At 60.5% G+C, this 17,078-nt stretch carries 15 protein-coding genes and 1 tRNA gene; 11 read left to right on the forward strand and 5 right to left on the reverse strand.

Translation table 11 applies throughout. The features are described 5' to 3' along the window. Positions 1 to 12 precede the first annotated feature (12 nt). Positions 13 to 1,767 (reverse strand): hypothetical protein, encoded by a 1,755-nt coding sequence (locus SJY33_RS02465; protein ID WP_379920949.1) that lies wholly within the window; start codon positions 1,765 to 1,767, stop codon positions 13 to 15. A gap of 1,053 nt (positions 1,768 to 2,820) precedes the next feature. On the opposite strand from SJY33_RS02465, the gene SJY33_RS02470 reads away from it, so the two are divergent. The 4 genes from SJY33_RS02470 to SJY33_RS02485 all read left to right on the forward strand — a co-directional run bounded on the left by SJY33_RS02470 (position 2,821) and on the right by SJY33_RS02485 (position 5,496). Further along, complete coding sequence (locus SJY33_RS02470; RefSeq protein WP_379920951.1) at positions 2,821 to 3,339, forward strand: hypothetical protein; 519 nt, start codon at positions 2,821 to 2,823, stop codon at positions 3,337 to 3,339. A gap of 73 nt (positions 3,340 to 3,412) precedes the next feature. Continuing rightward, positions 3,413 to 4,012, forward strand: a complete 600-nt coding sequence (locus tag SJY33_RS02475) for a hypothetical protein (RefSeq protein ID WP_379920952.1) — start codon at positions 3,413 to 3,415, stop codon at positions 4,010 to 4,012. Next, positions 4,012 to 4,764, forward strand: coding sequence for a hypothetical protein (locus SJY33_RS02480; RefSeq protein WP_379920953.1), 753 nt, complete (start codon positions 4,012 to 4,014; stop codon positions 4,762 to 4,764). Before SJY33_RS02475 ends, SJY33_RS02480 begins: the two co-directional genes overlap by 1 nt. 498 nt (positions 4,765 to 5,262) lie before the next feature. Next, the gene (locus tag SJY33_RS02485; protein WP_379923503.1) at positions 5,263 to 5,496 is read left to right on the forward strand and encodes a hypothetical protein; all 234 of its coding nucleotides are present in this window, start codon (positions 5,263 to 5,265) and stop codon (positions 5,494 to 5,496) included. Here the strand turns inward: SJY33_RS02485 and SJY33_RS02490 are convergent. Both SJY33_RS02490 and SJY33_RS02495 read right to left on the reverse strand, forming a co-directional pair. Further along, entirely contained in the window at positions 5,432 to 6,535 is a 1,104-nt protein-coding gene (locus SJY33_RS02490) for an MFS transporter (RefSeq protein WP_379920954.1), read from the reverse strand. The two genes, SJY33_RS02485 and SJY33_RS02490, sit on opposite strands and share 65 nt — an antisense overlap. Positions 6,536 to 6,759: 224 nt before the next feature. Beyond that, positions 6,760 to 7,908 (reverse strand): helix-turn-helix domain-containing protein, encoded by a 1,149-nt coding sequence (locus SJY33_RS02495; protein ID WP_379920956.1) that lies wholly within the window; start codon positions 7,906 to 7,908, stop codon positions 6,760 to 6,762. Positions 7,909 to 8,152: 244 nt separating this feature from the next. Here SJY33_RS02495 and SJY33_RS02500 point away from each other — a divergent pair, with 244 nt between their 5' ends. From SJY33_RS02500 to SJY33_RS02530, 7 genes are all read left to right on the forward strand, one after another. Then, positions 8,153 to 8,845, forward strand: coding sequence for a hypothetical protein (locus SJY33_RS02500; protein WP_379920957.1), 693 nt, complete (start codon positions 8,153 to 8,155; stop codon positions 8,843 to 8,845). Positions 8,846 to 8,881: 36 nt separating this feature from the next. Further along, positions 8,882 to 9,562 (forward strand): hypothetical protein, encoded by a 681-nt coding sequence (locus SJY33_RS02505; RefSeq protein ID WP_379920958.1) that lies wholly within the window; start codon positions 8,882 to 8,884, stop codon positions 9,560 to 9,562. Next, the gene (locus SJY33_RS02510) at positions 9,559 to 10,356 is read left to right on the forward strand and encodes a CPBP family intramembrane glutamic endopeptidase (protein ID WP_379920959.1); all 798 of its coding nucleotides are present in this window, start codon (positions 9,559 to 9,561) and stop codon (positions 10,354 to 10,356) included. Before SJY33_RS02505 ends, SJY33_RS02510 begins: the two co-directional genes overlap by 4 nt. Next, positions 10,353 to 10,775 carry a hypothetical protein gene (locus SJY33_RS02515; protein WP_379920960.1) on the forward strand — a complete coding sequence of 141 codons (423 nt, stop codon included), beginning with the start codon at positions 10,353 to 10,355 and terminating at the stop codon, positions 10,773 to 10,775. The genes SJY33_RS02510 and SJY33_RS02515 overlap by 4 nt, the downstream gene beginning before the upstream one ends. A gap of 128 nt (positions 10,776 to 10,903) precedes the next feature. Then, positions 10,904 to 11,701 (forward strand): hypothetical protein, encoded by a 798-nt coding sequence (locus SJY33_RS02520; RefSeq protein WP_379920961.1) that lies wholly within the window; start codon positions 10,904 to 10,906, stop codon positions 11,699 to 11,701. A gap of 195 nt (positions 11,702 to 11,896) precedes the next feature. Continuing rightward, positions 11,897 to 13,942, forward strand: coding sequence for a M13 family metallopeptidase (locus SJY33_RS02525; protein WP_379920962.1), 2,046 nt, complete (start codon positions 11,897 to 11,899; stop codon positions 13,940 to 13,942). 44 nt (positions 13,943 to 13,986) lie between these two features. Next, on the forward strand, positions 13,987 to 14,883 hold the full coding sequence (locus tag SJY33_RS02530) for a CPBP family intramembrane glutamic endopeptidase (RefSeq protein ID WP_379920963.1): 897 nt from the start codon (positions 13,987 to 13,989) through the stop codon (positions 14,881 to 14,883). 1,070 nt (positions 14,884 to 15,953) lie between these two features. Here the strand turns inward: SJY33_RS02530 and SJY33_RS02535 are convergent. Both SJY33_RS02535 and yghU read right to left on the reverse strand, forming a co-directional pair. After that, a tRNA-Gln gene (locus tag SJY33_RS02535) sits at positions 15,954 to 16,028 on the reverse strand. Between the two features lie 80 nt (positions 16,029 to 16,108). Further along, the gene (yghU, locus tag SJY33_RS02540; RefSeq protein WP_379920964.1) at positions 16,109 to 16,981 is read right to left on the reverse strand and encodes a glutathione-dependent disulfide-bond oxidoreductase; all 873 of its coding nucleotides are present in this window, start codon (positions 16,979 to 16,981) and stop codon (positions 16,109 to 16,111) included. Positions 16,982 to 17,078: the final 97 nt, after the last annotated feature.

The following is a 17,078-nucleotide window of genomic DNA, read 5'->3' on the forward strand; positions in this document are numbered from 1 at the left end:
GCGGACAAGATTCTAAACGATCGACGCTTCAATCGAGCCCTTGTTCATCCGCAGCAAACGCAGATGCCCATCATTGCCGAGCCCAACATCATGCCCTTCCACACCGTGGAAGAACCCGTCCGGCCACAACTGTTCAAGCTGCGAGCAACGCATCCGGCCGACGACTAGGAACAGCCAGAACCTCGCCATGTGATCATGCGCCAGTGGCGATATGCGGGCAGACTTGCCAGCGCCCAACACATTCGACAGATGGATGTCTACTGCACGCTTCATGACCTCATAGGCCTGAACCGGATCACCGTGGTTCCCGTTCAGAACCGCAGGCTGCAAATGAACCGGGCCCATGCCCGGAGCATCCCATGCTTCCAAGCTTCGAAACTCCGTCTCGGAGGCTCCCACCATCTCGCCATATTGCGCCATCGACGCATAAGGCGGAAGCATGCCGGATGTCATACCGGAACCTATGGTGGCCAATCCTGCCGCATCCCTAAAAGGCGGCAACAGGTTAGATGCACCCCGCATCTGCACCAGCACATAATCGCCATGCGCAACCTCATAACGGAACCATGCCGCGTCGGGGAGAATGCCATCCCTCAGCATAACTTCTGTCATGCCGAAGCCCTCTCGCTCCTCGATGCGCGCCATCCAAGAAGCATTCAGCGGAGATGCCTCACCACGTTCGAACTGGCTGTAGATACCCTCGAACCTAAACGCGTTATCCAGCCCTTCAATTACAGCAAAGCCACCAGAACGCGGCTCATCAGGGCTCGGCTCAGAAGCCGTCTTGGCTCCGACCTCACCAGCAAAGAACGCTTCAACCATGCGTCCTGACAGAACATTATTTACCACTGATTTTAAGCGCGGTGACGGAACATCAGGCGCGAACTCCCGTGGGATCACGGATTCCATCGGGAACACCGCATCGTCGTCAATGATAGCCGGCGTATCCGCCTTCAAATCATCATCATCCGGTGCGCCTTCGATGCTCTGCGCCAATCTGTCAGCTAGGCGATCAAACATGTCAGCGGTATCTTCGGACGGACTTCCGTGCTGCTTCAGGACCTGTCTTATATCATCAACAATATGCTTCCCTTTCGAGCGGATCGAAAGGCGATCAAAGCCGAGGCCTTCAATCATTCGAGCCATCTCGAGCGCCCAAACCGGAGGTGACGCGATAGCCTTTTCCTCGACCCTTCGAACGGCTTCGAGGCGATCGACAATCTCCAGATGAAGAGCCATCTGCTCGTCAATCCTGTCGATCATCCGAGTGATCATTTCACCTGACAGCAAGGCCATCTTCGCCAGCTCATCAGCATCTTCCGGGACGATGTTAAACAGGTCCGACGTTATCTTCACGCGCTGACCGATTTGAAGCCGGCTACGAAACTCAGGGTAGGTGAAGCGTGGTAACGATCGAAGCCTCGCCTCAAGCGCTTCCTTCATGCGCGTGAGGCGGTCTTCAGCGGTCGCACCAAGCAAAGCATGCTCGGATGGTATCTGCGACATTCGCATACGATGATAAAGCTCAATCGCTTCATCATCGTCCAGCCCCAGCCAGGCCATGAACCTCTCACGGTCCCTGGCATCCCTCGCATACTCGGACTTCGACTTCGCCGAGGCAGAAAGCGACCCGTCATCGATGTCCTCACCTGATGCAGCGGAGCCCGAAGCGTGGGTGTCCTTCGTCGGAATTACCGGTGATACGGAATTTGAGGCAGCATCGCCGTGCGAGCTATCCGGTGTCTCAGGGGTGGTCTCAGGTTCCATGAATTGACCTTCCAACGACTAAATCCGAGTACAGCCAGCTGCGCTGAGTACTCAAGCGAATGATGCGGAAAACGTGCAATTCGACCCACGAGCGGGGCCGATACGACCATTATAGGGGTCGGGCACGTTATCCGACAGCGAACTCAGCTCAAAAATATGTGATGCTGAAAACGTATTTTGCCATAGCCGCCCATCAGAAGTAAACTTATTCATGGGGATTGATGCGAAAAACGTGCATTTTGGCCGGTGATGGCTCAATCCCGCCTGAGGAATGATGCAGTAAACGCGCGAGCTGGCAATCGCTTACTACAGCGTTTTTCGGAATGATGCGGAAAACGTGACAACGGCGTTGGCGATCGAGAGGCTGGATTGGCAATTTACGAATGATGCCGATAACGTGCAAATCCGCTAATTGAGGCATCCTTCCAGAATGATGCGGAAAACGTGCTTTCCGTAATTGATCGCTCGGATCCCACATAGAGAATGATGCCGCAAGCGTGCATTCGGCCAGATTGCGACCGTGTATAGATAAGAATGATCGAAGAAATCGACATTCTCAAGCCTGATTAGCGGTGTCCGATCGAATGTGTGGCTACACAAACCCCACGTTTTCGAATCGATGCGGAAAACGTGCAGGGCATTTTTCACCCAAAAAGGCCACTTGGTGGCTCCAACGCCCATAATTTTTAGGCGCAATACCGCAAACACATCCGCAGGGGCAGATGTGTTTACAGGCGCAATACCTCAAAGGTGGACGCACTTTATTCATCCACCTTTGAGGCGCCCCTTCGCAGGCTCCGGGGTGTAGCCCGCAGGCAGTGTCCGGCAGAGCCAGGATGTGGAGCGGCCTTCGCGAGGCCTTGGACGCTCCGTTAGGGTTGTCGGAAACTTTCGATAACTGCGCGGCTGCCTAAGCAGCCAGCGCGGCATGGCGCGCGACCGAGGCCTCCGGCGCGCGAGGATGTAGGCGTTAGGGGTAGCAAGGGCCGGTGATCCGGCCGTGGGGAGGAAAAAGTCCTTTCGCGTGGCGGGTCCACATCGAAAGGAAAGAATATGAAATTGAACCACCCAGAGGTCGCTCTGCAACGTGCCTTGGCCGCAGCGTTGGCAAAGTTGATGGGCCTGCTACCGTTTCCGGTCGGCACGCACTTTCGCGTTGCAGCCATGTTGGCCGATGAAGGCGACGGGACCTTCGATAGCCTGGGGCGCGCTGCAGGCGCTGCCGGGGTCGACTACCTCATTGCCGTGAGCGAGCGGCAGCGCAGCGGTGCGATCCGGCGCTATCTCTCGCTGATCACCACCGTCGGCAAGGTCACCATCGCCAGGACGGTCGAGCCGGCGCGGTTTGGCCCCGGACAGCCGGTTGTTCTGGTATCCGCGGATCACCGTCACGGCTGGCAGCTGCGTGCCGGCCGGTTAGTCTCTGTGGCGATGCGGCCGGCACTCGAGATCGAGCGTGGCATCGAAGCGATGGCAGGCGAGGTCGATGACCTGCTCGAGCTTTCTGCGGAGCGAGCACCATACTCCGCCGTGACGCTGCCCTCGGCGCTGCGGTCGTCCGTGGCGCGCTGACCTCAACCACACCCCCATCAATCTTCCGGCGGTGCCCACTGGGTGCCGCCGTTTTTGTATCTGGAGCATACCCATGAATACCTGCCATCCGTCGCCCACGGTCACATGCGCATTGGCCATCGTCCGCGATTGCACCGAACTGGCGCCCGCCAGTCGGGCCGTCGCAGCCAGCGTCTTCGTCGTCACCGATGACACCGTTTCCACTTCCTTTGACGTCCGCACGGCCGTCGTCCCACCTGCGTTGTCACGCGTCGAGGCAATGAAGCACATCGCCAATCTGGTGCCGAACTGCGCGACCGTGCTCGTTCGGCCACCACGTCTGCCGCGGGGACTGGTCCGCAACCTCGCCGCGGGCGGTTCCATGCCGGCGCCGACCACCGCACAAGTGCTCACGGCCCTGCGGCCTGATTGCGACGTGCAGCTGACCGTTGTTCCGGAAATGGCGATGACGACGGTCGCCCGCTTCTTCTCCCTGACCCGCGCCAGCCGCGACGACGTTATCGGCGAACGCGTTCGGCGCGTTGAGGACGAGGCACAGGCGCTTTTCCTCGCATCGGTGTTCTGCAGGCCGGATCAGCGTGAGCGTGCCAAGTTGGCCGCCGCATTCCAGGCTTGGCAAGCCCTTCAGCGAGCGCGTCCCCTCACACCCTTTGGTCCCGCGGAGGCATTCTGATGACCCAGTCCTATATTTCATTTGACCTCGAATTCGCCTCTGACGAAGCGTTGTTCGAGATGCATCGCCAGATCGATTCCAAGACCAGCCGCAAGGCTGTCGCCATCAAGATCGTTACCGCCGCCGCCGCACTTGAATTCACGATCGGGACAAGCGGCGAGATCGTCATTGGAACGCTGGCAAGCTGGACGCTGGCCGATTGGCCTGACGAAGGAGCCTTGGTCGACCAGGCGCTAGATTTTATCCGGCGCCGGCCGCAGCACCGGGTGCTGAGCTTCGGAGGGGTGGGCGTCGACATCCCAGTCGTGGTTCTGGCAGCCATGCGTCACGGGATCGTGTTGCCGCCGCAGTTACAGGCCAAACACGCTCCGTGGGACCGGTCCCACATCGATCTTGGCCTGATGATCAAAGGCGCAGGCAAATCCTGGTCGCACCTGTCGCAGGTCTGTTTGCGCTTGGGCATCGCGCAGGCACTCATCGCTGGGAAAGCATCGCCGGTACGACCGACGAGCCCTGATCAGTGGGAGCAGCTTCGGCATCACGTCGAACTGGATACGCTATTGCTGACGCTTGCCTGGTTCGCCTGGTGCGAAGTCCAGGGGCAAGAAGGGCTTCGCTATCGCCCTGCCGCAGTCGCCCAGATCTCAGCGTTCCTGAGGCGGCGGCCCGAGCACGGGCTAGCCGAAGAACTAGCCCGCTATCAGAGGCAGCTCGAGGCTGAGATTTGCGCGCAGTACAGTAACGCTGCTTGACAGCCCATTGCGGCGCGGCCTCGGCACGATCGGGGCCGCGCCGCATATTCCGAAGGTCCTAGGTCTTTTCGACCGACCTAAATCGGCGCCCTTGCATTGCCAACAAATTGCCCGGCCAATCTTCCGTTGGCTAACAAGGGCGTACGTACCGACGTGATCGCCGACGAGGAGCCACGATGGCACTGGCGCCGCAATCTATCTGCTTAATGTGCAAGTCGGGAATGTGACGCTGATTGGTTAATAGTCTGGGAATTGGGCAGGACCCCTTTTTTTGCAGCTCCACTCGTCCTGTTCCTAGCTCTATGATAACAATGAGGGGGGGCTGGCCTGCATATTTCAACCAAGCTAATCCCCTATGCCGCGTTGCACTGACGCAATGTCGAACACTGCCTAAACCAGAGAGAAGATCGCTTCGTCGTCGAAATCGACTACCGTATCCTCGACGTCGTCGCCTTATAGCGCGGCATCGTCCGCGAACGCAGGGCGTGCAGCCGATTCATCTGTGGCCATAAACCCGATATCGTTCTGACGCGATATCGGGCGGTTGTCTTTGTCCATGGCAGCTTCTGGCACCGGCATGAGTGCGATCTGTTCCGCTGGACCGAAAGCCGGTCAGAGTTCTGGCGGGATAAGGGCGCAACCTTTATGTGGACTAGAACCGGAGCACTCATCCGAGGCGCCCGGGTGCTTGCGGATGGCGGACAGCCGCGTACCACTTCAGCAATGCTATGATCAGAGCTCCGGCCACGCCGCATAGCGCATGAAGCAGCCAGAATGTCGTGATCGGGAGAGTGACGAACTGGCTTGCCAGCCAGGTGCTGATCAACCCGCCGGCAAACAGCGAGAGGTAGAACCCGGCCATCACCGTTGCCCCAAGACGATGGGGGCTGGCTTGCCCGAAGCTCGCCATGACTGCGGGCAGCACATTGGCCAGACCGAGGCTGTTAAGAAGCTGGAAGGCCAGACCCCACATGATCGGCACCCCGGTGCGGCCATGCACCAGTGCCGCCAGCGTCAGGCATGCTCCACCGACGACCACAAAGCCTGCACCCGCAAGTGCCTTGGTCTCAGCCGCAGCCGCTCCGCGATGCCTGTCGTGCCATGCCCAGAACATCCCGCTTGCAACCAGTGCAGCGAGGCTGACGAGGCCATCGGCGGCGATCAGCCAGCTCACCGGGATGCGCCACCCGGCCACATCCCGCTCGAATCCTTCCTTGGCCCACAGAAGATAGGCATTGGTCAATTGCGCGTTGGGCACCGTCAGCAAGGCCGTGGCGATCTCTAGCCCGATCAGAGCGATCGGCGCAATCCGCGTTTGCCGGGTGTGGGTTGAGGATGCTTCGCTCCCAGCGCTGGAAGCCTCTACAGCACTGGCGTGATAACCATATGCATATATCGCCAGACCCGACACCATTGCCGCGCAGGAAAGGGCAAAGCCTGCGTGCCAGTGCACCCGCTCCCCCACCGTTCCGATCACCAGCGGCGCGATCAGCCCGGCGATGTTGATCGCCAGATAGAACATTCGGAAACCTTCGACCCGTCGAGGATCCCCGGCGCCGTAAAGTCCGCTAAGGCGCGCTGCGGCGGAGCCTTTGAAAAAGCCGGATCCCAGCGCGATCAACGTGAGCGCGGGGATGATCACCGCCTCGACGACCAACAGGCCATGCCCGGCGGCCATCATCAGCCCGCCCAGCAGTATCGCACGGTGCGGGCCGATCAGCCGGTCTGCGATGATCCCGCCGATCAATGGGGCAGTGTCGCCAGCGCGCACCGAATAGGCCCGTTATCAGCGCCGCCATCGCTACGCCCTGTGCGCCGGAAGCCGCTTTCAATGCCGGCAGGAGCCACACCGCGCCAGCAGCGCCATCGTCCAGCAGCACATCGGCAAGGTAGAGCGCCAATATGCTTTGCAACCCGAAATAGGCTGCGCGCTCGAATGCCACGCTGGTGCAAAGAGTGGTCAGGTTGGCAGAAACGCCCCAGCGTCGAGCCATATCAGAAGGCGCGAGGGATGCTGGGCCCCGAAGCGACCACTGCGCGGGCTGCCCACGCCTTGCGCAGATTGCCGGGAGTGTCGCCGAACCAGTTGCGGAACGAGCGGCCAAAGCTGGACATGTCGCTGAAGCCCAGAGATTGGGCCGCCTCGGCCAGCGAGACCGATTGATCCGCGATCACCAGCATCGCACGCGCCTTGCGCTCCTCCTCGACGAGGGCATGGAAGCTGGTGTCGTGACGGGCGAGCAGGCGCACGATGGTGCGGCTCGACTGGTTGAGATACGCCGCCGCCTGCTTGAGCCGTGGCACCCGTCGCTCGCAAACCAGCATGTGGACGATGAAGGCGCGCACAGCGGCGACATCGTCGGATTCGCCCGTCTCGCTCACAAGCGCAGCCAGTTTTGTCTGAGCCACCGCCCATAGCATGGCATCGTGGTGCAGATTGGGTGTATTTTTCCACTCGCGCGGAAAGCGCAACCGCTCGGTCCCGGTCGACGGGGCGAGCTGGCACTGGAATCCGGCCAGCATGTGCTGCGCTTCGGGCAAGTCAAAGAGCTGTGTTTCGAGCACCATCGCCGCCAGCTCGTTGCAGTGTAACGATTCGATTGCGCGGTAGATCAGCGCCGCTCCGGCGCTTGCCGAGAAACGGAACAATGGCCCCATCGGCCACGGCGGAATAAAGGCGATCTCGACCATGTTATCGCGCTCTTCCAACTGGATCAGCACGAAGGGGTTCTGCGCTGCCATTGCCCGCACCAGCGCTGCCAGCGCCAGCCCCATGTCGGGGGCATGCAGCAGCGACAATGCGCCGGTTGTGCCCATCACAGGACGCGGCGAGGTGAGCATCCGTTCCACCAGCGCAAAGTAATCGGCATTGTCGATAATGTTGCCGATTATGATGAGATCATCCGCAAGCGAGACCGTGGACGGCAGCGGCCCCGAGCCGCTCAGCGCGGTTCCGTCGCGCAACCACTCCGGCCAGTCGAGCCATTGGCCAAGATGCAGCGTCGTGGCGGTCGGTACATTCCTTTGTGCCTTGGCGCCCAGCATCCTGATCGCAAACTCTGCGTCCGCACGTCCGGTCCGCAGGAGCTTGAATGCAGATTGGGCCGAAACCTGCAAAGAACGCCTGTCAAGCGGATCGAACATAGCTTTGATGCCCCACCGACCGGCAGCCCGGCCGCAGTCAAGATTATCGCCCAGATTAGCCGATAAAACAAGTTATTGTCGCAGCTTGGCAAAAAGGCTCGCCGCCGCTGGCGCGATTTGTCCAGAAAATGGCGATGAATGACGATGGCCACATGCGCCTGCCTGACGCATTATGGCGGGGGAAAAGGGTGCGCAGGTCAGCGCGGCAACAAGCAGCCGAGCAGCGCGGCAAAGGGGGGCAATCATGAATAACAATCGGATACACGTAGGAATTTTGAGCGCTGCGGCGGCGATTGCTCTGCTGACAGCGTGCAATCAGGCGCCCCCAGCGGGCGATGATGCGGCTGGTGCGGAAACCGCTGGAGCGTTCCAGTGGCCCGCTAGCCTCAATGTTGTCGGTGATGGCTATCCCGGCGCCGGTGCACCGTGTCGCCGCATCGGCGAAACCGCAGCGACCGTCGATTTCCTCGACGACAGCGCCGCGCTGGTCGGCTGCCCGACACCGGAAGAGGCCGAAAAGCTCGGCGGCAAAGTGCTCACCTTGATTGACGGTGTTACGCTGGTTTCCGTTTCGAATGATCGCGCTGCCATGTCCGGCGAAGGCGACGGACAGGGCGATGCGCTGGTCGCAGGCACTAGCTACAACGCCACCGCCCAGATTTCCTGCGCCGGGTACAAGGGGGCTGGGGCCGGCATGTGCAACGCCGGGGTGATGCGTGGCGGGGACACGGGAACTACGGTCGAGGTCATGCTCCCGGACGGAACCAAGCGCGCGATCTTTTTCAATCCCGGCGGCAGCTTCCTGTCCTTCTCCACCGCCGAGGCGGATGGCACCGCGGCAATGAAGATCAGCTCGCAGAAGAAGGGCGATATTACCATCGCGAGGATCGGAACGGAAACTTACGAAATTCCCGACGCCTTCCTGACCGGAGGATAAAGGGGCGAGGCATAGAGCGGCACGGGGGGTCGGCCGATGGACTTTATGAGACTGCTCAAGTCGCTCGAAGAGCTGCTTTATGAAGTCATGGTAATGCTTGTGTTCTACCCGCGCACCTTGTTCCTCACCGTTCGCCATCCGCAGCGGATGATGGACTATGCCGATACCGAGCTCGGTGATGTCCAGTCGGATCAATACAGCGACACGCTAAGCCCGCCGCTGTTCCTGATGATCTGTCTCGTCATCAACCACCTGTTCGAACAGGCCGCCCCCGCTGGCATCGAAGGCTCCCTGCCCGCCGTGTTGCAGGATACCCAGAACCTGCTGATCTTCCGGGTGTTCATGTTCAGCCTGCTGCCGCTGATTCTGTCGCTGCGGCTGTTGCAGAAGATGGGCATCGCGCTCGACCGCGAGACATTGCGGCCGGTGTTCTATGCCCAATGCTTCGTAACCGCGCCGATCACCCTTCTGATCGGGATTGGCGCAGCGATCAGCCATATGGGCGGGGAGACCGCAAGGGCCGTGTCGAACGGCGTCTTTGTGGGCGGGCTTGTCTGGTATCTGGCGCAGCAGACCTTTTGGTTCCGCAGCAAGCTTGCCTGCGGACTTGGCACCGCCGCCGCAAATGCCGTCGGCGCGACCCTGGTGGCGACGATCCTGATCATCATGACCGGATATGGCGTGCTGTTCGCCACCATGGAGAACGTAACGCCATGACCTCGCGCCTCCTGATTTCGATCATTGTCGTCGTGATCTGGGCAGCCATCACACTGGTTGTGCCAACCTTGCTGCTCGATTCCGAGATAAGCCTGCAGGATCTGGTGACAAAGGATATCGCCTGGGGTGTGGCCGGGGCGGCGCTGTTTCTGTTGGGGACAGCGTGGCTGGCGGGTTGGCGCGATCTCGGGTTCCGGGCGCCGTATGTGCCGGGCTGGTGGAAGGTCTTGTGGCTGCCGATGCTCTATCTGGCAGGCATGGCAATTTTCGGGCTCACTACCGGCAAACTGGAAGCCGCCGCGGTGACGATGGTGCTGATCAACACCGCAATGGTCGGCTTTTCGGAAGAGCTGGCGTTTCGCGGCGTGCTGTGGGGCGGCGCGCGCAAGGCCTTGCCTTTCTGGGCAGCGTTCGGGTTGGTGACCCTCGCCTTCGGATCGGTGCACATAATGAACGCGTTTCTGACCGGCGAGATCGCTGCGGCGGGCGTGCAGGCGCTCAATGCCTTCATGAGCGGTGCAGCCTATCTCGCGATCCGCATCCGCACGCGCTCGATCATCCCGATCATGGCGATCCATGCTCTGTGGGACTTCACGGTATTCCTGGTCGGAAGCGGCGGCGACAAGAACGCAGCGCTCCCGCCGGACCTATGGCAGACCCAGCTTGTCGTCGGACTGATCCTGACCGGACCGCTGTTCCTTTATGGACTGTGGCTGGTGCGGAACGAAAGCGTGCGCGCGGGCTGGCGCGACGACGGAGCAGATCCACCAGCCCATCCTGCAGGAGAGCAATGATGCGTTACCTTCTTCCTCTGGTGGCGACGGCGCTGACCGTGACTGCGGCAACAGTGCCCTTCGCCACGATTGCCGAGGCACAGACCGCCAAGCCCGAACGCGTGCAGTTCGCCAAGGGCAAGTCCGCCAAAACGATCAAGGGCACGCTCAAGGGCGATCAGTCGCGCCTCTTCGTGGTGAACCTGCGTGCCGGGCAGACCATGACGGTGAAGCTGAATGCCAGCAATGGGTCGACCTATTTCAACGTCACTGCGCCCGGCGCCCAGCAGGCCATGTTCATCGGTTCGACATCGGGGAACACGATGCAGGAGGTCATCCCTTCATCGGGCGATTACACCATCGATCTTTACATGATGCGCAACGCCGCGCGTCGGGGCGAAACGACGAACTTCACCATTACCATCGGCGCGACCGGCTGAGGCGTCCCGGTATCCGGCCACCTTATGGCGCGAAACGCCCAGAAGGTGGCCGCAATTGTCCAATGCTCTAGGCAATAACTTGTGTCACCTTCCCATCTGAAGACATGTCTTCGACGGAGGGGGATCAAATGATCAGAATTGCTGGAAAATTGTGTGCAGCAGTCGCCACCGCGGCCATGGTGATGGCGCCTATGGCAGCTTTGGCCAATACGCCCGGATCGGTCCGCGACCTTGTCGGCGCACGCGGGTCGAGCGGCGAAGAACAGCTCGAATTCCGCGGATTTCACCGCATCTCCGGTCACACCGAATACGACAGCAAGATCAATTATTGGTGGAACGGCAACACCAAGGAATGCGTCAAGGTCGTGACCTACGACGGCAATTTTCAGTCGATCACCCAGACCACCAATGCTGACTGCAACCAGAAGGGCGGCAATGGCGACAAGACCGCTGCCGTTGCCGTGGGCGCGGCCGCACTTCTCGGGATTGTGGCACTGGCCAGCAAGTCGCATCACCGCGAAGAAAAGGATTATGACGAGCGCGGCCTGTCCGAATTCGAACGCGGCCACCGCGATGGGCTCTATGGACAGGCCTATCACAACTACAACCGCAACAACGACTACTCCAACGGATACAACAGCGGCGTGCGCGAACGCGCCAGCCAGACCAGCTATCGCGGCGGCCACAACTATAGCGGCGGCTACAGCGGGTATGCCGAATTCAACGACCTTACCGGACAGGATCGCAAATACGTCATCAGCCAGCTGACGAGCCGCGGCTTTGTGATGCGCGACAACAAGATCGCCGGTGACACCCGCTACATGACCTTCTGGCGCGAAGCGTCAAAACAGTGCCTTGTCACGAATTCGCGCGATGGCACGATCTACTCGATCGAAAGCGTTTCAGCCCGCACATGCCGGGATTGATCCTGCTCCGGCCGCGGCGTTGGCATCAGCGCTCGAAGTCTAGCGCAAGGCGCATGACGCGAGGCGGCTGACCGGGGACGAGGCTAGCCCGGTCAGCCGCAGCAACCCGCTTCAAAAAGGAGCCAGTCGCACGCCATCGTGCGCCCGGCCCACATGTGTCCCGCGCGATTCTCACTTTCGGGAAGGAGACGTATTATGCGAACACTGCTTGTATCTGTCAGCGCCGTTGCCCTGCTGCTCGCGCCGGTTTGGGACGGAAACGCCCGCTCGGAGCCAGCTGAGCCCGCGGCCGCGGATTGGGGAGTCGATACTGCCTCGCTTTCCTCCACCATCAAGCCCGGCGACGATTTCTACCGCTACGTCAACGAAGGCTGGCTCAAGACCGCCAAGCCGCCCGAAGGCGTGCCCTACATCGATTCCTTCGTAGAGGTGTATCTCGCCACCGAACAGCGCATCGCCGGGATCATTGCAATGGCGCGCGAGACCACCGATGAGCCCGGCAGCCCGGAACAGATGATCGGCGATTTCCACCGCGCGCACGCCGATATGGAGCGGCGCAATGCGCTGGGCATCACCCCGATTGCCAGCACACTCGCCACCGTCGGCGGCATGCAGGATCGCTCGGATCTTGCGCGGATCATGGCGTATCCGTGGATAGACGGCTTTATCGCCGGTGGGGTGTTGCCGAATGTCGATGATCCCAGCCGCATGATCGCCGGGCTGGGGGTGGGGGGGCTAACGATGCCCTCGCGCGATTACTACCTCGCCGACCAAGAGCCCTATATCGGCCACCGCAAGGCGCTGCTGGCCTATATCGCCGACAGTTTCCGCCGCGCCGGGATTGACGATCCAGACGAGCGCGCGGCGCGGGTCATGGCGATCGAGACCGCGGTGGCAGAACGACACTGGACGTTGTCTCAGAGCCGGGACGTGGTGCGCATGAACAACGTCATGGCCCCGGCACAGCTCAAGGCCTTTGCCCCCGGCTTCGATTGGGACGCGTTCCTCAACGAACAGAGCCTGGCCGGACAGCCGCAGATCAAGGTGACGACCGATACCGCCGTACGCGAAATGGCAAAGCTGTTCGCCGAAACGCCAGTGCGTGATCTGCAATCCTTTCTCATGTTCAAGACACTGGACGCCTGGGCAGACTCGCTATCCGAGCCGTGGGTTCAGGCGCATTTCGATTTTCATGGTAAGCGCCTTCAGGACGCACCCCAGCGCCGCGCGCCCAAGTTCGAGAGCATCGGAGCGGTCAACAATGCACTCGGCGAGGAAATCGGTCGGCTCTACGTCGCCGAATATTTCGGCGCTTCCGACCGCGCGAAGGTATTGGAGATGGTCGGCTACCTGCGTGCGACTTATGCCGAGCGGATCGCCAAACTTGACTGGATGGACGCCCCGACCCGCGCCGAGGCGCTGCGCAAGCTGGAGCGGATAACCGCCCGCATCGGCTTTCCCGAACGCTGGCATGATCGTTCCGGCGTGCGGATCACGTCTGATGATCTGGTCGGCAACCAGTCACGCCTGGTCCAGTGGAAGCGTGCTGACAGCCTGAAGAAACTGGAAGAAGGCGCACGACCGTGGGAGTTCCCCTATTCGCCGCAGGAGGTGAACGCGGGCTACAGCCCCTCGACCAATTCGATGAGTTATCCCGCCGGGATTCTCCAGCCGCCGTTCTTCGATCCCAAGGCCGATCCGGCGGTCAATTTCGGGTCGATCGCGGCGGTCATCGGTCACGAGATCGGTCACGCCTTTGACGATCAGGGCAGCCGGCAGGATGGCGACGGCAAGCTTCGCAACTGGTGGAGCGATGCCAGCCGCGCGGAGTTCGAGAAACGCACCGCAGGGCTGGTCGACCAGTTCAACGGCTACGAAGCCCTGCCCGGCCTCGCTATCAACGGCCGCCAGAACCTCGGCGAGAATATTGGCGATCTCGGCGGTCTTTCGGTCGCACACGCCGCCTATCGCCGTTACGTCACCGAAAAGCAGGGCGGCAAGGCTCCGGTGATCGGCGGCTTCACCGGCGACCAGCGCTTCTTCCTCGCTTGGGCGCAGCTCTGGCGCAACATCACTGGCGAGGCCGAAACCCGCCGCCGCGTGCTGTCCGACGTGCACTCGCCCGGCGAGTTCCGGGTCAACGGCATCGTCCGCAATGTCGACGCCTGGTATGACGCGTTCGGGATCAAGCCGGACGACAAGCTTTACCTGCCGCCGGAACAGCGCGTGCGCATCTGGTGAGCCTGCAGCCTGCGTAGCCTCCATCACAATCGGGAGACTTTGACATGGCCAATCATGCGGAACCGACGCAGCTATGGCTTCGTGTGTTGCAGTTTCCGCCGACCCGGCTTTTGCTGCTCGGTTTCCCGCTGTTCATGTGCCTGGGAATGAGCAACGGCTTGATGGGCCAGAACCAGGGCAACGTGCCGATGACGATATTCGCCGCCTCGGGGATGATCGCATTAGCGATGTGGGTTTATATCGGTTTTGCCCGCTTCGTCGAACGGCGCGAGCCCAGTGATCTCGCGCTCAGCCCGGGTCTTCGCGAGCTGGGCATCGGCCTGCTCGTAGGCTCGGGCCTCTACACTGCGGGAGTGCTGGTGCTGATGGTGCTCGGCTTTGCCCGGATCGAGGGGATGAACCCGCTGTCCGTGATGATCCCCGCTATCGCCATGGCGATCAGTTCGGGCTTTCTTGAAGAATTGCTGTTCCGCGGCGCGCTGTTCCGCATCGTCGAGGAATGGCTCGGCAGCTGGGCCTCGGTGGTGATCTCCTCGGTGGTGTTCGGCTTTGTGCACCTGATGAACCTGGCAGCGACCCTGACCGGCGCGATCTTCATCAGTATCGAGGCGGGTCTGCTGTTGGCCGCAGCCTACATGCTGACACGGCGGCTGTGGTTGGGGATTGGCTTTCACATCTCGTGGAACTACACCCAGTCGGCGGTATTCGGCGGGGTGGTATCGGGCAGTGTGGCTGATCCCGGCCTGTTCAAGACGGTCATCACCGGCCCCGATCTGATCACCGGCGGCGGCTTCGGGCTGGAAGCCTCGCTGATCCCCTGCATACTGGCGACCACTACCGGAGTGTGGCTCGCCGTGAGGGCCGTGCACGCCGGTCATGTCGTGTTGCCATTCTGGAGCCGTGCGAAGGACGCGCACGCCCTGCAACCGGCGAGCGCTTGAGCATGGGGCCTAAACCGGCGGGAATGTGGCTTACGGCTGCGGCGCTCGGTATGGCTGGAGCAGCAAGCGCGCAGGTCGCGCCCGTCTCTCCCCCACCCGAGCAGCAGACCGCCGATTGCACCGCGCCTGTGTTTGCAACCGATCAGCTGGTTTGCAGCGATCCCGCCCTGCGCGCTCTCGATACCGAACTCGCCGCGCGGTTGACGCATGCGCCTGAAACAACTTCGCGCTGGATCGAACCCCAAAGACAATGGTTCCTGCGCCGCAGCCGCTGCGCCTTTGCCGAGTATCATTCTGCCTGCGCCATGGCTGCCTATCGCGAGCGACTGGCGCTTATGCGCTCGCAAGGCTCAGCGAAGATGCTCAAGGCAAACTGCGACGACCGTCATATCGGGACCATTGCTGTCGAGGGCAATTGGATCATCTTGATCGACCGTGAAGGCAGAATTGCAGGAACTGCAGGCGGCAATGTCGCAAACAGCAGCTGGCGACCATTTTTGTCTGCCGCGTGGCGAGACCCCTACGTTTTCATAAAACGCAGGAAGGGAGCAGCCTCAAATGCAAGATTTCAAACGTGTGACACAATGATTCCCGATCCCAGTCGGGAGACATTGCGACCGTCCTTTTAGTCCTTCATCCATCAACCAAGCCTGGCCAGCTATCGGTTTACTCCGCAGTGTTTGCCCTGCTGCCGAAAACCGGCCAGTTCGCTCAGGACACATGTCTACTGCTCTGCAATGCCGATCAAACAAACTTTGGACGTCGGCTCCTGAAAAGAGCTGCCGTTCAACACATCGATAGGGAATGGCAGTTTTGTCCCATCGACCGTCATCGTAGCTGATCGGCGGTTTACAAAAGTTGAGCGGGCACGACGCGGACTCACGGTACAAAACCTGTGCATGTGCCGGTGGAAAAGCTGCGCAAATCCGGCAGCCTTCTTGCGCCCGGAATCCACTCGAATCATGGTGGCGAAACTAAGACCACGACAGGGTGCCACGGTAAGGTACCACGGGGTTTTGACTCGAAGAGAAACGCGTTATTTTTCAGACGTTTGGATCTGAAGAAATTCCTGGCTGGGGCGGAAGGATTCGAACCTTCGCATGCCGGTACCAAAAACCGGTGCCTTACCGCTTGGCTACGCCCCAGCAAGAGCGCGCTCTATAGCGGCTGAATCGAGGTTGTGAAGGGGGCGAAAACACCTGTTCTCCCCCTTTTTTATACAAGCTCATGAAGGTGGGCCGGCAACCAATCGTTTTCCATCAAAATCTGCGGCAGAATGGCGTTCCTTCAATTGGGTGTCTTCAGGGCCCCAGACCTTGTTGACGATCCTGCCACGCTGCACAGCCGGGCGGGCGCTGATGTCTGCAACCCAGCGCGCGACATGCGTGTATTCGTCGATGCTCAGGAAGGTCTTGGCATCATTGTAGATGTTGCCTTCGGTAAAGGGCGCGAGCCAGGGATAGTTCGCAATATCTGCTATGCTGTATGCATCGCCGCCCAAGAAGCGACTTTGTGCCAGACGCTTGTCGGCTACGTCGAAAATGCGTTTGGTTTCCATCGCATAACGGTTGATTGGATATTCGTATTTTTCAGGTGCATAGGCGTAAAAATGGCCGAAGCCGCCGCCCATGAACGGGCCGCTGGCGACTTGCCAGAATACCCAGCTCAGCACTTCGGCACGGGCGGCGGAGTCTGAGGGGAGGAAGGCCCCGAATTTTTCAGCCAGATGGACGAGAATCGCACCGCTTTCGAAGATCCTGAACGGAACCGTACCGCTACGATCCAATAGCGCAGGAATTTTGGAATTCGGGTTCACTTCGACAAAACCGCTCCCGAATTGTTGGCCCTCCGATATGTTAACCGTCCAGGCGTCGTACTCGGCCCCGGCATGACCTGCCTCGATCAGTTCTTCGAGCATGATGGTTGCTTTCACCCCGTTGGGTGTGGCCAGCGAATAAAGTTGGAAAGGATGTTTGCCCTCGGGCAAAACGTTCGTTTCTCTTGCGCCTGCTGTCGGGCGATTGATTGAGGCAAAACGTCCACCCGAAACCGTATCGGCGCTCCAGACGGCGGGTGGGGTATAGGTTGGGTCAGCCATGATTGTTACTCCTGGTGGGACAGCAAGTCTGCGCAGCGTTCGGTCATTGTAGCTGGCGTTGACTTCACCGTAGCGCAAGGTGGAACATTCCGGCCAG

Source organism: Erythrobacter sp. R86502 (assembly GCF_042466465.1).
Taxonomy (GTDB): Bacteria; Pseudomonadota; Alphaproteobacteria; order Sphingomonadales; family Sphingomonadaceae; genus Erythrobacter.

Excerpts from the sequence above, each read along its gene's own strand:
- SJY33_RS02495 (WP_379920956.1), bottom strand. The coding sequence starts at position 7,908 with ATGTTCGATCCGCTTGACAGGCGTTCTTTGCAGGTTTCGGCCCAATCT.
- SJY33_RS02500 (WP_379920957.1), top strand. The coding sequence starts at position 8,153 with ATGAATAACAATCGGATACACGTAGGAATTTTGAGCGCTGCGGCGGCG.
- SJY33_RS02470 (WP_379920951.1), top strand. The coding sequence starts at position 2,821 with ATGAAATTGAACCACCCAGAGGTCGCTCTGCAACGTGCCTTGGCCGCA.
- SJY33_RS02480 (WP_379920953.1), top strand. The coding sequence starts at position 4,012 with ATGACCCAGTCCTATATTTCATTTGACCTCGAATTCGCCTCTGACGAA.
- SJY33_RS02530 (WP_379920963.1), top strand. The coding sequence starts at position 13,987 with ATGGCCAATCATGCGGAACCGACGCAGCTATGGCTTCGTGTGTTGCAG.
- SJY33_RS02465 (WP_379920949.1), bottom strand. The coding sequence starts at position 1,767 with ATGGAACCTGAGACCACCCCTGAGACACCGGATAGCTCGCACGGCGAT.
- SJY33_RS02505 (WP_379920958.1), top strand. The coding sequence starts at position 8,882 with ATGGACTTTATGAGACTGCTCAAGTCGCTCGAAGAGCTGCTTTATGAA.
- SJY33_RS02475 (WP_379920952.1), top strand. The coding sequence starts at position 3,413 with ATGAATACCTGCCATCCGTCGCCCACGGTCACATGCGCATTGGCCATC.
- SJY33_RS02525 (WP_379920962.1), top strand. The coding sequence starts at position 11,897 with ATGCGAACACTGCTTGTATCTGTCAGCGCCGTTGCCCTGCTGCTCGCG.
- yghU (WP_379920964.1), bottom strand. The coding sequence starts at position 16,981 with ATGGCTGACCCAACCTATACCCCACCCGCCGTCTGGAGCGCCGATACG.
- SJY33_RS02510 (WP_379920959.1), top strand. The coding sequence starts at position 9,559 with ATGACCTCGCGCCTCCTGATTTCGATCATTGTCGTCGTGATCTGGGCA.
- SJY33_RS02515 (WP_379920960.1), top strand. The coding sequence starts at position 10,353 with ATGATGCGTTACCTTCTTCCTCTGGTGGCGACGGCGCTGACCGTGACT.
- SJY33_RS02520 (WP_379920961.1), top strand. The coding sequence starts at position 10,904 with ATGATCAGAATTGCTGGAAAATTGTGTGCAGCAGTCGCCACCGCGGCC.